At 77.0% G+C, this 12,939-nt stretch carries 13 protein-coding genes; 5 read left to right on the forward strand and 8 right to left on the reverse strand.

Annotated features, from left to right (window positions below; translation table 11 throughout):
* Both ACFPBZ_RS28885 and ACFPBZ_RS28890 read right to left on the reverse strand, forming a co-directional pair.
* On the reverse strand, positions 1-2,822 hold a 2,822-nt coding region (locus ACFPBZ_RS28885; RefSeq protein WP_378039563.1), incomplete at its 3' end, for a glycosyltransferase.
* Positions 2,823-2,936: 114 nt separating this feature from the next.
* The gene (locus tag ACFPBZ_RS28890; protein WP_378039573.1) at positions 2,937-3,188 is read right to left on the reverse strand and encodes a WhiB family transcriptional regulator; all 252 of its coding nucleotides are present in this window, start codon (positions 3,186-3,188) and stop codon (positions 2,937-2,939) included.
* 329 nt (positions 3,189-3,517) lie between these two features.
* Between ACFPBZ_RS28890 and ACFPBZ_RS28895 the strand changes: the two genes are divergently transcribed.
* The 4 genes from ACFPBZ_RS28895 to ACFPBZ_RS28910 are packed head-to-tail and all read left to right on the forward strand — an operon-like array spanning position 3,518 to position 7,188.
* A complete protein-coding gene (locus ACFPBZ_RS28895; RefSeq protein ID WP_378039564.1) occupies positions 3,518-4,276 on the forward strand; it encodes a site-2 protease family protein in 759 nt (252 codons plus the stop codon).
* A gap of 50 nt (positions 4,277-4,326) precedes the next feature.
* The gene (cofD, locus tag ACFPBZ_RS28900; RefSeq protein ID WP_378039565.1) at positions 4,327-5,304 is read left to right on the forward strand and encodes a 2-phospho-L-lactate transferase; all 978 of its coding nucleotides are present in this window, start codon (positions 4,327-4,329) and stop codon (positions 5,302-5,304) included.
* A gap of 7 nt (positions 5,305-5,311) precedes the next feature.
* Positions 5,312-6,664, forward strand: coding sequence for a coenzyme F420-0:L-glutamate ligase (locus tag ACFPBZ_RS28905; RefSeq protein WP_378039574.1), 1,353 nt, complete (start codon positions 5,312-5,314; stop codon positions 6,662-6,664).
* Positions 6,661-7,188 carry an NUDIX hydrolase gene (locus ACFPBZ_RS28910; protein ID WP_378039566.1) on the forward strand — a complete coding sequence of 176 codons (528 nt, stop codon included), beginning with the start codon at positions 6,661-6,663 and terminating at the stop codon, positions 7,186-7,188. The genes ACFPBZ_RS28905 and ACFPBZ_RS28910 overlap by 4 nt, the downstream gene beginning before the upstream one ends.
* Here the strand turns inward: ACFPBZ_RS28910 and ACFPBZ_RS28915 are convergent.
* From ACFPBZ_RS28915 to manB, 3 genes are read right to left on the reverse strand one after another with little or no spacing between them, the layout of a single operon-like run.
* Positions 7,178-7,684 (reverse strand): hypothetical protein, encoded by a 507-nt coding sequence (locus tag ACFPBZ_RS28915; protein WP_378039567.1) that lies wholly within the window; start codon positions 7,682-7,684, stop codon positions 7,178-7,180. The genes ACFPBZ_RS28910 and ACFPBZ_RS28915 overlap by 11 nt on opposite strands.
* Positions 7,674-8,618 (reverse strand): DNA-3-methyladenine glycosylase family protein, encoded by a 945-nt coding sequence (locus ACFPBZ_RS28920; RefSeq protein WP_378039568.1) that lies wholly within the window; start codon positions 8,616-8,618, stop codon positions 7,674-7,676. Before ACFPBZ_RS28920 ends, ACFPBZ_RS28915 begins: the two co-directional genes overlap by 11 nt.
* Entirely contained in the window at positions 8,611-9,714 is a 1,104-nt protein-coding gene (gene manB, locus ACFPBZ_RS28925; protein WP_378039569.1) for a mannose-1-phosphate guanylyltransferase, read from the reverse strand. The genes ACFPBZ_RS28920 and manB overlap by 8 nt, the downstream gene beginning before the upstream one ends.
* A 163-nt stretch (positions 9,715-9,877) precedes the next feature.
* Between manB and ACFPBZ_RS28930 the strand changes: the two genes are divergently transcribed.
* Positions 9,878-10,321 carry a hypothetical protein gene (locus ACFPBZ_RS28930; protein WP_378039570.1) on the forward strand — a complete coding sequence of 148 codons (444 nt, stop codon included), beginning with the start codon at positions 9,878-9,880 and terminating at the stop codon, positions 10,319-10,321.
* 14 nt (positions 10,322-10,335) lie between these two features.
* On the opposite strand, the gene ACFPBZ_RS28935 is transcribed toward ACFPBZ_RS28930, so the two are convergent.
* The 3 genes from ACFPBZ_RS28935 to rfbD all read right to left on the reverse strand — a co-directional run bounded on the left by ACFPBZ_RS28935 (position 10,336) and on the right by rfbD (position 12,512).
* The gene (locus ACFPBZ_RS28935) at positions 10,336-11,193 is read right to left on the reverse strand and encodes a glycosyltransferase family 2 protein (protein WP_378039571.1); all 858 of its coding nucleotides are present in this window, start codon (positions 11,191-11,193) and stop codon (positions 10,336-10,338) included.
* Between the two features lie 51 nt (positions 11,194-11,244).
* Entirely contained in the window at positions 11,245-11,487 is a 243-nt protein-coding gene (locus tag ACFPBZ_RS28940; protein WP_378039572.1) for a hypothetical protein, read from the reverse strand.
* A gap of 119 nt (positions 11,488-11,606) precedes the next feature.
* On the reverse strand, positions 11,607-12,512 hold the full coding sequence (gene rfbD / locus ACFPBZ_RS28945) for a dTDP-4-dehydrorhamnose reductase (RefSeq protein ID WP_378039575.1): 906 nt from the start codon (positions 12,510-12,512) through the stop codon (positions 11,607-11,609).
* Positions 12,513-12,939 lie beyond the last annotated feature (427 nt).

Genomic DNA, 12,939 nt, shown 5'->3' on the forward strand with positions numbered 1-12,939 from the left:
GCGGCCGCCACCACGGGCACCGCGACCCCGCGGGCCCGGCCGCCGGGGGCCGCCCGTCGGTGCAGTCGCGACCCGAGGGCCGTCCCGAGTCCCGCCACCGCCGAGCGCGCCCCGCCGCCGACGCGCGTGAGCACGCCGTCGGGGCCGAGGTCGATCTCGGAGTCGCCGCGCCGCCTCGCCGCCGGGCGGTGCCGCGGGCCGCTCCGGCCGGTCACGAGGGTGCCGAGCGGGACCACGCGCGCCTCGGCGACGAGCGCCAGCAGGCTCCAGAGCGCCCCGCACGCGGCGAAGGCCAGCGCCGGCCCGGTCCAGCCCGGGCGCGGGTCGCCGCCCGAGACCGGCGGGAGGGCGAGGGTCCCGACGAGGCCCGCGGCCACCACCCCGAGCAGGGTCACCGCGAGGCCGGGCACCACGGCGCGCCGGGGCGCGAGCAGCGCGCCGCCGATCGCGGCCACCAGCAGGACGAGCCCCACCACCGGCAGCGAGCCGGGCCCGCCGGGGTCGAGCGAGAGCACGTCGAGCGTGCCGGCGAACCGCTCGGTCACCGGCGACCCGGTGCCGTGCAGGAGCACCTGCGGGGCGCGCAGCAGGACCGAGGGCCAGGGCAGGAGCAGCAGCACGGGCAGCACGACGACGACGGCGAGCGCCACCGTCCGCCGCGCCGCGGTGCCGGGCGGGGCGGGGACGAGCACGAACCCGACGACGACCACGACGAGCACCAGCAGGTGCACCAGCGGCGCGAACGCGGACACCACGGCGAGCAGGAGCACCGTGCCCGCGGCCGCGCTCCACCACGACCCGCGGCGGCCCCGCCCGTCCTCGGGGTCCTCCGGGCTCCCCCGCAGCACGGCCGCCACCCCGGCGAGCACCAGCGGGAGCCCGATCACGGCGACGACCGCGTCGAGACGGCCCTGCGCGACGGCCGCCCCGGCGATCCCGAGCAGCGCGTAGACGCCCGCGGACAGCGCCCGCAGCACCCGGCCGACACGCAGGGGGCGCGAGGCGAGGTAGGCGGAGAGCCCGGCGAGCGGGAGCGCCCCGAGCAGCAGGAGCGAGACCGCGACGCCCGGGCCGGCGGTCCCGGCGACGGGCCACAGGACCGCCCCGAGCACGCCGAGGACCGCCGTCGCCGCGGACGCGGGAGCGGCCGTCCCGCCGGCGACGGGGTGCCACTCGGCGAGGTAGGAGCTCCACAGCGGGCCGAGCCCGGGCATCGCGCGGAGCCGCCCGCCGGCGAGGTCGAGCCCCAGCCGCGAGCGGTTCACCAGCAGCGACACCACGGTGAGTGCGACGACCAGCAGCAGCGGCGGGGCGAGCAGCAGCTCGCGCAGGACCCGGGCCGGGGTGATCGGGACGACGACGAGGCCGGGGTCGGGCTCCCGGGCCGTGGCACCCGCGGCCCCGGCGCGGGGGGCCGGGATCCCGACGAGCGCCGTGGGCGCCTCGGGGTCCTCGGTGCCGCGGTGGCGGCCCCCGCGGGTGCCGAGCAGCTCCGTCGGGCCGGCGTCGCCGGTGCCCGCGGACCCGGGGTCGGCGAGGGAGACCGCGACGGAGTCGCCGCCGGGGCGGCGCAGGCCCGCCTTGCGTCGGGTCGAGCGCTTCGGGGCGGTGACGCCGGCGGGGAGGGCGCCCTGCCCGACGAGCAGCGACCCGTCCTCCGGGCCGTCCGCGTCGCCCGCGGCGGACCGCGATCCCCGGTCGGGCCGGTCGGCCCACTCCGGGAGCCGGCCGAGGTCGAGGTCGTCGCGGACCCGGGCCCGGACGATGCCCGCGAGCCCGCCCGACACGGCGTTGCGCAGCCTCGTCGTCCGGCTGGTGAGCAGGCCCCGCACGGCGCGCGGGTCGCCCGAGCCGGACGCGAGTCGGCGGCGCCGGGCCTCCCGCAGGTCGGACAGGTCGCCGACGACGCGCCCCATCGCCCCGAGCTCGGCGTTGGCCTCGCGGGGACGGCGCAGGAGCAGGAAGCCGATCGCGCGCAGCACCGCGAGCACGGGCAGGCGGGCGAGCCCGATCGCGAAGCCGGCGCCCGAGGCGTTCGCCAGCAGCGTCCACATCCCGTTGCGGCGGTCGACGGCCCGCAGGCCGCCGTCGGTGCCCGCCGCCGCGGGCGGGCGCACGCCGGTGGTCAGGGCCCGGGCGTGGCGCAGCCGGGCGGAGGGCACGCAGAGCACCAGGCCGCCGGCCCGGTTGACCCGCCACCCGAGGTCGACGTCCTCGCGCATGAGGCCGTACGCGGAGTCGTACCCGCCGAGGGCGTCCCACTCGCCGCGGCGGACGAGCGCCCCGGCGGAGCCGACCGCCAGCACCTCGGAGTTCGTGGCGAACTGCCCGAGGTCGAGCTCGTCGGACCCGATGCCGGTCTGGCGGTGGCCGGAGGCGTCGGTGGACAGGCCGGCCTCGACGACCAGCCGGGGGTCGTCCCAGTCGAGCTGCAGCGGCCCGAGCATCGCCGCGGCCGGGGAGGACTCCGCGACGGAGAGCAGCACGTCGAGGCAGGCGGGTTCGGGAGCGGCGTCGTCGTGCAGGACCCAGAGCCAGTCGCCGGAACTGCGGTCGCCGGTCCGGCCCCACCGCCGGTCGGCGTCGGCCACGGCCGCGGCGATCGCGGTGCCGAAGGGGGTGTCGCGCGGGAGGTCGAGCACGACGTCCACGCGGTTCGACGAGCGCAGGAGATCGGGCGTCGAGTCCCGGGACCCGGTGTCGACGGCGATGACGCGCCGCGGGCCGACCGTCAGCCGCCCGAGGGCCCCCAGGGACTCGGGGAGCCAGGTCTCACCGTCGTGGCAGACCAGCACCGCCAGCACGGGTGCCGTCGGAGCCACCACGTCCTCCCGCCGCCGTCGGTCTCAAGCCGCCCGGACTCCTCCGGGCGGCCCTGAGACTAGAAGGGGCCGCGCACCGCGCTCCGGAGGGGGAGTGGACTCCGGAGCACGGGGTCAGACCACCCGGCGCTTGAGGCGGCGGCGCTCCCGCTCGGAGAGCCCACCCCAGATGCCGAAGCGCTCGTCGTGCCCGAGGGCGTACTCGAGGCACTCCGATCGGACCTCGCAGCTGTTGCAGATCTGCTTGGCCTCCCGGGTCGATCCGCCCTTCTCGGGGAAGAACGCCTCCGGATCGGTCTGCGCGCACAGGGCGCGTTCCTGCCACTCCTCGTCGAACTCACCGCTGACCGCGAGCAACTCCCCCAGGACGTCCCGTGATCCCGTCACGTGTCCCGCTGCCCTCGACCCGGCCGTCACCCCACCGAACTCCACGCTGCCCAGCACCACCGACCTGCTCTCCACACCGTTCACACGGCCTCCCTCACCGCTAGCACTCCCCAGCTGGCGGAGCGCCGGCCCCGCACCGGCGTGTACGTCGGGGGAATTACATCGGTGTCGTTCCATGTGGGTCAAGCGGGGCCACACGCTCGGCCGCATGTCGCGACGGACGGTCGTCACGTGCGGTGAACGCATCGGGCCACCTGATCGACGCAGCGTGGCGAAGGAACCAACGCGCGGCCTGGGACACTGGGGCCGTGGCCAGCCTGCGTCCCGCCCGTCGTTCCCTGCCCAGCCCCATCTTCCTCGGGCTCGTGGCCGCCACCGCAGCGGGTGCGGTGCTCACCCTGTTCGACTCCGAGATCGCGATCACCGCCGGAGTGGTGATCATCATCCTCGCGGGCTGGGCGGTGTCGCTGTGCCTGCACGAGTTCTCCCACGCCCTCGTCGCGCACCGCGCCGGCGACCCGTGGGTCCGGGCCCGCGGCTACCTCACCCTCGACATCACCAAGTACGCCAACGCCGGCCTGACGTTCGTGCTGCCGCTGCTGTTCCTGCTCATCGGCGGCATCCCGCTGCCCGGCGGCGCGGTCTACATCTCGCGCGGGGCGCTGCGCTCGCGGGCCGCGGCGAGCCTGGTATCCGCCTCCGGCCCGCTGGTGAACCTGGTCCTCGCGGTCCTGCTGGCGCTCGTCGTGCCGTTCGTCCCGCCCGCGCTCGGCGCCGGCCTCTCGTTCCTCGCGCTGATCCAGGTGCTGGCCTTCGTCCTGAACATCCTGCCGATCCCCGGGCTCGACGGCTGGGGCGTCCTCGACCCCTACCTCTCCGACCGGACCCGCCAGAAGGTCGCGCCGTTCACGCCCTACGCGCCGCTGGTGCTGTTCGTCGTGCTGATCTTCTTCCGCCCCGCCGCCGAGGCGCTGTTCTCCTTCGCGTCGTTCGTCTACGAGACGGCCGGGGGCGACAGCTACCTCGCCGAGGCGGGGCGCGCGATCTTCTTCTTCTGGCAGCGCTGAGGCCCACCCCGTTCTGCCGGCCCCCGGGGCACGGGGGGACGATCAGGGGCGTGAAGGTCACGGTTCTGGTCGGGGGCGTCGGCGGCGCACGGTTCCTGCAGGGTGTGCTCGCGGCCCTCGGCGCGGACGCGGGGGGCGCGGGCCACGAGGTCCGCGCCGTGGTCAACGTCGGCGACGACATCTGGCTGCACGGGCTGCGGGTCTGCCCCGACCTCGACACGTGCATGTACACGCTCGGCGGCGGGATCGACGAGGGCAAGGGCTGGGGGCGGGCCGACGAGACGTGGTCGGTCCGCGAGGAGCTCGCCGCCTACGGCGCCGACCCCACCTGGTTCGGGCTCGGCGACCGCGACGTCGCCACCCACCTCGTGCGCACCCGCATGCTGCGCGCCGGCTACCCGCTCTCCCAGGTCACGCAGGCCCTGTGCGCCCGCTGGCGGCCCGGCGTCGCGCTGATCCCGGCGAGCGACGACCGCATCGAGACCCACGTGGTGATCGACGACCCGGAGACCGGCGAGCGGCGCGCGGTCCACTTCCAGGAGTGGTGGGTGCGCCACCGGGCGCTGCCCACCGCCCACGGCTTCGCCTCCGTGGGCCGCGACCAGGCGACGGCGTGCCCGGCCGCGCTGGACGCGATCGCCGACGCCGACGTGGTGCTGATCGCCCCGTCCAACCCGGTGGTGAGCGTCGGGACCATCGTCGACGTCCCCGGCCTGCGCGCAGCCCTGAGCGCCGCGCCGGGGCCCGTCGTCGGGATCTCGCCGATCATCGGCGGCCAGGCCGTGCGCGGGATGGCCGAGGCGTGCCTGTCCGCGATCGGCGTGGAGGTCACCGCCGAGGGCGTCGGACGGCACTACGGCTCCCGCTCCACGGGCGGGCTGCTCGACGGCTGGCTCGTCGACACCGGCGACACCGCGGACGTGCCCGGGGTCGCGGTCCGCTCGGTGCCGCTGCTGATGCGCGACCCGGCGACCACCGCCGCGATGGTGCGTGAGGCGCTCGACGTGGTGGGGCTCGCGGGTGTCTGAGCACGCGGTGGCCGACCACGCGGCGCCCGCCCTGTCGCTGTGGGCCGTGGCGGGCCTGCCCGAGTTCCGGCCGGGCGACGACCTCACGGCCGCCCTCGTCGACGCGCTGCGGGGGCAGGTGGCCGACGGCGACGTCGTGGTGGTCACCTCCAAGGTGTTCTCGAAGGTCGAGGGCCGGCTGGTGTCGGTGCCGCGCGACCCCGAGGAGCGCGACGCGGCCCGGCGGCGCCTGATCGACGACGAGACCGTGCGGGTCCTCGCCATGAAGGGCCGCACCAAGATCGTCACGAACCGGCTGGGCATCGTGCAGGCGGCCGCGGGCGTCGACGGCTCGAACGTCGAGTCCGACGAGGTGGCCCTGCTGCCGGTCGACCCCGACGGGTCGGCGGCCGGTCTGCGCGCGGGGCTCGCCGACGCGCTCGGGGTGGACGTCGCGGTCGTCGTCACCGACACGATGGGCCGCTGCTGGCGGCTCGGGCAGACCGACGCCGCGATCGGCTCCGCCGGGCTCGTCGCCCTGCACGGCTACGCGGGCGCGGTCGACTCCCAGGGCAACGAACTGGTGGTCACCGAGGTCGCGGTGGCCGACGAGGTCGCCGCCGCGGCCGACCTGGTCAAGGGCAAGCTCGGCGGCGTGCCGGTGGCGGTCGTCCGGGGCCTCGGCGGCCTGCTGGGCGAGGGCCCCACGGCCGGCGCGCTCGTCCGGCCCGTCACCGAGGACCTCTTCTGGCTCGGCACCGCCGAGGCGCTCGCCCAGGGTCGCCGCGAGGCGGTCCCGGCCCGCCGCTCGGTCCGCGCCTTCACTCCCGACCCGGTCGACCCCGAGGGCCTGCGCCGCGCCGTCGCCGCCGGGCTCACCGCCCCGGCGCCGCACCACTCGCGCCCGGTGCGGTTCGTCTGGCTGCGCGACCCGGGCCGTCGTCGGGACCTCCTCGACGCCATGGCCGACGCGTGGCGCGCCGACCTGGCCGCCGACGGCTTCACCCCCGAGCAGATCGCGCGGCGCACCGCCCGCGGCGACCTCCTGCGCCGCGCCCCGGAGCTGGTCCTGCCGTTCCTGGTCCGCGGCGCCGAGGGCGGGGCCCACGACTATCCCGACGACCGCCGGGCCGCCTGCGAGACGGCGATGTTCAGCGTCGCGGGCGGGGCGGCCGTCCAGGGCCTGCTCGTCGCGCTCGCGGCGGAGGGCCTCGGCTCGTGCTGGGTGGGCTCGACGATCTTCGCGGCCGACCTCGTGCGCTCCGTGCTCGACCTGCCCGCCACGTGGGAGCCGCTCGGCGCGGTCGCCGTGGGACACCCCGCGGAGGCCCCGGAGCCGCGCGGCGAGCTCGCGGTCGACGACCGGCTGGTCGAGCTGTGACGGGCGTGCACGACGACGCCGTCGCGGTGCTGTCCGCGTGGGCGGCGCCGACCCCCGACCAGTCCGCGATCCGGTACGCCCTGCTGACCCACCTGGCCGCCCGCCCCGACGCCTGCGAGCGCGCCTGCGTGCCCGGGCACCTCACGGCGTCGGCCCTCGTGGTCGACGCCGCCGGGGAGCACGCGCTGCTCACCCTGCACCCGCGCGTGGGGCGCTGGGTGCAGCTCGGCGGCCACATCGAGCCCGAGGACCCCACGCTGCAGGCCGCGGCGCTGCGCGAGGCGACCGAGGAGTCGGGCATCGACGGCCTGACGATCTCCGCCGCCCCGGTGCACCTCGACGTGCACCCCCTGACGTGCTCGCTGGGGCTCCCCACCCACCACCTCGACGTCCGCTACCTGGTGCGGGCGCCCGCGGGGGCGGTCGAGGTGGTCAGCGAGGAGTCGGTCGACCTGCGCTGGTGGCCGCTGGCGGAGCTGCCCGACGACGTCGCGTTCGGCCGGTCGCTCGACCTCAGCGGCTGACCGCGAGCACGTCCCGGGCGTAGGCGGCGGCACCGTGGCCGTGCCGGTCGAGCACCGCGGCGAGCGCCTCGGGCAGGTCCGTCCCGACGAGCGCCCGGTGCCGGTGGGCGAGCTCCCTGGCGGCCTGCCCGTCCACGGGCTCCCCCGCGGTCCAGGTGCGCGCCCAGGCGCGGGCGAGCTCGTGGGACGCCTCGTCGACGAGGGGCTCGGGCCCGAACCCGTCGAGCAGCACGGCGGGGTCGTCCGCTCCGTCGTGCGCGGCGCGGACGGCCGCGATCTGGCGGTCGAGCCGGTCGCGCACCGCCTCGAGGACCGCCGGGAGCGCCGCCGGGTCGACCGACGCATCGTCGGGAAGGCCCAGTTCGCGCCGGAGCAGGAGGCGCTGCAGGGCGACCACGTGCTCGCGGAGGACGAGGCCGTCGTCGGGAAGCATCCCGCGGACCTCCGCGAGGGGCAGACCGGTGAGCCGGGAGAGCTCCGCGGCGCTAGAACTCACGGAAGTCGCGCGGGGAGTAGCGCGGGCCGAAGCGGGGCCGCCGGAACCCGGAGGCCTCGATGTAGCGGACGGCCCGCTGGCGCTGCGGGGCGTAGCAGGCGAGGACCTCGAGCATCCCGGCGTCGTCGAGCTTGCGGCCGACGAGGGCCCAGCCGACGGTCGAGGGGATGTGGAAGTCGCCGACCGACACCGCGTCGGGGTCGCCCCAGGCGCGCTGGGCGACCTCCGCGGCCGTCCACACCCCGATGCCCGGCACCTTGCGCAGCAGCGACCGGCCCTCGACCCCGCGCAGCTCGACGGCGCGCTCGAGGCGGTGGGCGACCGTGGCGCAGCCCAGGATCGCGCGGCGGCGGGCGGAGTCGACGCCGGCGCGGTGCCACTCCCAGTCGGGGATCGCCTTCGTCTCCCGCGGGGTCGGCGGCACCCGCATGCCCTTGGGAGCCGGGCCGGGCGCGGCCGTGCCGAAGCGCCAGCAGAGCTCGCGCCAGGAACGGTGGGCCTCGGTGCCGGTGACCTTCTGCTCGAGGATCGCGGCGAACAGCTGGTCCCACACCGCCCCGCACGACCCGAGCCGCAGGCCGGGCAGGCGCTTGCGCGCATCGGCCACGAGCGGGTGGTGGCCGACGAACTCGGAGTCGTCGTCGTCGGCGCCCAGCAGCGCCGGCAGCCCGTCGAGCACCCACTCCGCGCCGTCGCCCCAGGCGTCGGCCACGATCTCGGTGCCGACGCGGTGGAGGCGGGTGGTCGCCGGGCCGGCAGGGGTGGAACAGACGCGCCAGACCGTGCCGTCCTCCTCGACGCGGCAGGTGGGGTCGCCCTTTCCGCGCCGCAGCGGCGTGATCAGGGCCCGGACGTCGAGGACGTAACCGGGCTCCCAGCGTCGCGTCCGGGCCCGCGCCTCCGGGACGCCCGCCTCCAGTACTGCCTCAGGCACTCCCCGAGAATCGCAGACCGCCGTCGGGGATGGACAGACCGGGCCAGAGCCGCACGCCCTCGCGCAGCTCGCAGCCGGACCCGACGGTGACGTCGTCGCCCACCACCGCGTCGTGGACCACCGTGTCGTCGCCGATCACGGCGCCCGGGCCGATGACCGAGCGCGTGATCGTGACGTTGTCGCCGATGCGGGCGCCGTCCATCACCACCGAGCCGATGACGTGCGACCCGTCCCCGACCACCACGTCGCGGCCCAGCGTGGTGCCGTCCGAGCAGGTGGCGGTGGCCGCGGTCTTGGCGCCCTCGAGCATCAGGGCCTTGCCCACCGGGCCGGGCAGCGCCGAGGTCGGCGCGATCCCCTGCACGAGGTCGGCGCAGCCCCGGACGAACGCCTGCGGGGTGCCGAGGTCGAGCCAGTAGGAGGCCTCCACGTGCCCCTGCAGGCGGCGCCCGTCGTGCAGCAGCCCCGGGAACGTCTCGCGCTCCACGCTGACCGGCCGCCCGCCGGGGATCGCGTCGATCACCTCGCGGCGGAAGACGTAGCAGCCGGCGTTGACCTGGTCGGTCGGCGGGTTGAGCGTCTTCTCGAGGAAGGCCTCGACCCGGCCGGTGGGGTCGGTCGGCACGCAGCCGAAGGCGGTGGGGTCGGCCACCCGCACGAGGTGCAGCGTCGCGTCGGCCCCCGAGCCGCGGTGCTCGGCGAGGACCGCGCCGAGGTCGACCCCGGAGAGGATGTCGCCGTTGAAGACCATGACCTCGTCGTGGGAGGCGTCGAGCGCGGCCGCCGCGTGGCGGATGCCGCCGCCGGTACCCAGCGGCTCGGGCTCGGGCACGCACTCGAGCTCGAGGCCGAACCCGGAGCCGTCGCCCAGGTAGTCGGCGAAGACCTCGGCGCGGTAGCTCGTGCCGAGCACGACGCGCCGGATGCCGGCCTCGGCGATGCGCGAGAGCAGGTGCCCGATGAACGGCACGCCCGCGGTCGGCAGCATCGGCTTGGGCGTCGACGCGGTCAGCGGCCGCAGCCGACTGCCCTGGCCGCCGACGAGCACGACCGCGGCGGTGTTCGCCCCGACCCCGGTTCCCCCCGTGGTGGTCACGTCCGGACCTCCCCCTGACTGGTTGTGTGGGCCCCCGGTGTGACGACGTCGTCGCGTTCGGGCGCTAGTGTGACGATCCCTGGAGCAGGTCACCGGTCCGGGCCGTCCCGGGTCCACCGGTCCGTGGCCCGTCCGTCGCCGGAAGCCGGGCAGGAGAACCGTCGTGGAGCCGTCGAACGCGTGGGACCGTGCTCAGGAGGCTATCGCCCGGGCGCAGCAGCGCAATGCCACGGTCGTGACCCCCGACAACGCGGAATCACCCTTCGACGCGTCCGCCACCCAGATGATCCCCCAGGCGGCCATCCGGGCGGGTGACCGCCGACGCACGGACGGTCAGCAGCGGCCGCCGGGCGGGCGCCATCACCAGCCGTCCGAGCCGGAGACCACCCCGGTGGAGGTGTCCGACCCCACTCTGATGCGCCCGGTGCCGGCCGAGGCCCCGACGGTGCGGACCGCCGCGACCCGCCCGGCCACGGCGCCGTTCCCCGCGGCGTACCCCGAGGACCGGCCCACCGACCCGGGCCCGCGGGCCGAGGCCGCGCCGACGACGCCGCCGGTCGGGGCGAGGGTGCCGTTCTGGAAGCGGCTGTTCCGCCGCCGCTCCTAGCCCGCTCCGTCTGCTCAGCCCGCCTCGCGGGTGCTCCACCGCGCCCGCAGCCCGAGCGCGGCGCGCAGCCCGCCCCGCAGCGGCGCCCACCGGCGTCCGCGGTAGCGGTCGGCGAGGAAGCGGTACGCGGAGCGGTGGTGCTCGCGGAGCATCGCCGCGGACGTGCCGGTGTCGGCCTCCGTGGCGTGCCCGCCGGTGTGCACCACCTCGGCGTCGGGGACGTAGACGTTGAGCCAGCCGGCCCGCCCGAGGCGGTCGCCGAGGTCGACGTCCTCGAAGTACATGAAGTAGCGCGGGTCGAAGCCGTCGACGGAGTCCCACGCCTCGCGGCGCAGCAGCACGCACGAGCCGGAGAGCCAGCCCGCGGTCCGCTCGGCCACCGAGCCCTCCTGCCGGTACGACCGCGTCCACGGGTTCGCCGGCCACACCGGGGCGAGCAGGGCGTGGCCGATCCCGCGCCCGAGCGACGGGACGAGGCGGGCCGAGGGGTAGACCTCGTCGTCGGTGCGGATCAGCGGGCCGAGCGCCCCGGCCCGCGGCCACCGCTCCGTCGCCTCGAGCAGCCGGTCGAGCGCGCCCGCGCCCAGCACGATGTCGGGGTTGGAGACGAGCACCCAGCCGACGTCCGGGTCGAGCCCCGCGACCGCCCGGTTCGCGGCCGCGCCGTACCCGAGGTTCTCCCCCATCGGCAGAAGCTGCGCCCGCCCCTCGCGCGCGGCCCGCTCGGGGACGCCGTCGACCGAGCCGTTGTCGGCGAGGACCACGGTGACCGGGCGGGTGGTCGCGCCGGCCAGCGAGTCGAGGAACGCCGGGAGCGACTCCCCCGGCGAGTAGGTCACGACGACGACCGCGAGTCCGTCTCCGTAGGGCATGCCGCCCATCCTGGCGGGCGCCCCGTCGCGGGGATCAGCCGCGGGGGGGTCTCAGCCGCGGGGGGTCTCATCGGTCGCCGGCAGGGCCATCGGCCAGTAGCGCCACGAGCCGGGGCCGAGGCCGCCGGTGTTCGCCGTGGCGCGGGGCAGGGCCGCGACCGGCTGCGCGGGCCGGGCCCGCCGCTCGGCACGGTCCATCCGCGCCCGGGGGCGGTGCCGCTCGCGGCACGCGTCGATCGCGAGCCAGAGGGCGATCACACCGAGCAGGGAGAGCAGAACCGTCTCCAGCGCCATGTGAGGTCAACGCCCGGGTCGCCGAAGGGTTACGACGATTCGCCGACACGCCGCGCGCGATCTTCCGTCCGGGCTGCCCCGAACGCGGCGACGACCGCCCGTGCGCCGGGCGGACCACGTCAGCGGTCGACCGGCGCCCGCCCGAGGAGCTCGGGGTGGCAGGTCACCGCGGCGTGCAGCGCGGCGCGCCAGTCGGGCAGCGGCTCGAACCCCGCGGCCAGCCACGACGCCGGGGAGAGCACCGACCAGGCCGGACGCGGGGCGGGCCGCGGGAACTGCTCGGTGGTGCAGCCCCGCACCCGCTCCGGGTCGGCGCCGAGCTCGGTGAACACGGCCCGGGCGAACCCGCACCACGTCGTCGCGCCCGAGCCGGTGGCGTGCAGCGTGCCGGGCGCCGCGTCGGAGCGCCCGAGCGCCACGAGGGCCCGGGCGAGGTCGGCCGACCAGGTCGGCGACCCGTGCTGGTCGTCGACGACGTCGAGGGTGTCGCGGGCCGCGGCGAGCCGGGCCATCGTCGCGACGAAGTTGGCGCCGGTGTCGCCGTAGACCCAGGCCGTGCGCACCACGTGGTGGGCGTCGAGGGCCTCGCGCACCCGCCGCTCGCCCTCCTCCTTGGTCCGCCCGTAGACGCTGCGGGCCCCGGTGGGGTCCGACGGCTCGTAGCCCGCCCCGGGCTCGGCGGGGCCGGCGCCGTCGAAGACGTAGTCGGTGGAGACGTGCACCATCGCGGCGCCGTGGCGGGCGCAGGCGGCCGCGAGCAGGCCGGGCGCCTCGGCGTTGACCGCCTGCGCGGCCGCGGCGGCCTGCTCGTCGGTCTCGGCGAGGTCGACGGCGGTGAACGCGGCGGCGTTGAGCAGCACCGCGCGCTCGTCGGACCCCGACGCCCAGGCCCCGACCGCGGCCTCGACCGCCTCGGGGTCGGTGATGTCGAGGTCGGCCCGCGTGAGCGCGGAGAACCGCTCACCGCTCTGGGTCAGCACCCGGACGAGGTCCGTCCCGAGCGCGCCTCCTGCTCCGGTCACCATCCAGCGCACGTGGTGCTCCTCCCCTGCTGCTCCGGGCCCGGACGTGCCGGTCCCACCTGCCCGAGTGACTCTGTGCCATCCTCCGACGCGCCGCGGCGGGTCCGAACGGGTGGTGCCCGCGAAACGTGGGTGTGGCCGTCTAGCCTGCCCCTTGAGCCGTTCGCGCGGGACGACGATGTCCCTCGCAGGGCGGCTCCGGACCGATCGTCCGATCACGACGTGCGACGACGAGACCGAGGGAGGAGGCCGCGTGGACGACGATCGTGCCCCGCGCGACCTCGACCGCCCCCGGGACCCCGCCCGCCGCTTCGGCCCCTCCGCGGGCCGCGAGCCCCGGCCCGCCGCGGACGCCTCCTCGGCCCGCCTGCGCCGCGGCGACCTGCGCACCGGCCGGCTCGATCCCGGGCCCCGCGGCGCGGCCGACCGC

It is taken from the genome of Actinomycetospora atypica (genome assembly GCF_042653685.1).
In the GTDB taxonomy this organism is placed as follows: domain Bacteria; phylum Actinomycetota; class Actinomycetes; order Mycobacteriales; family Pseudonocardiaceae; genus Actinomycetospora; species Actinomycetospora atypica.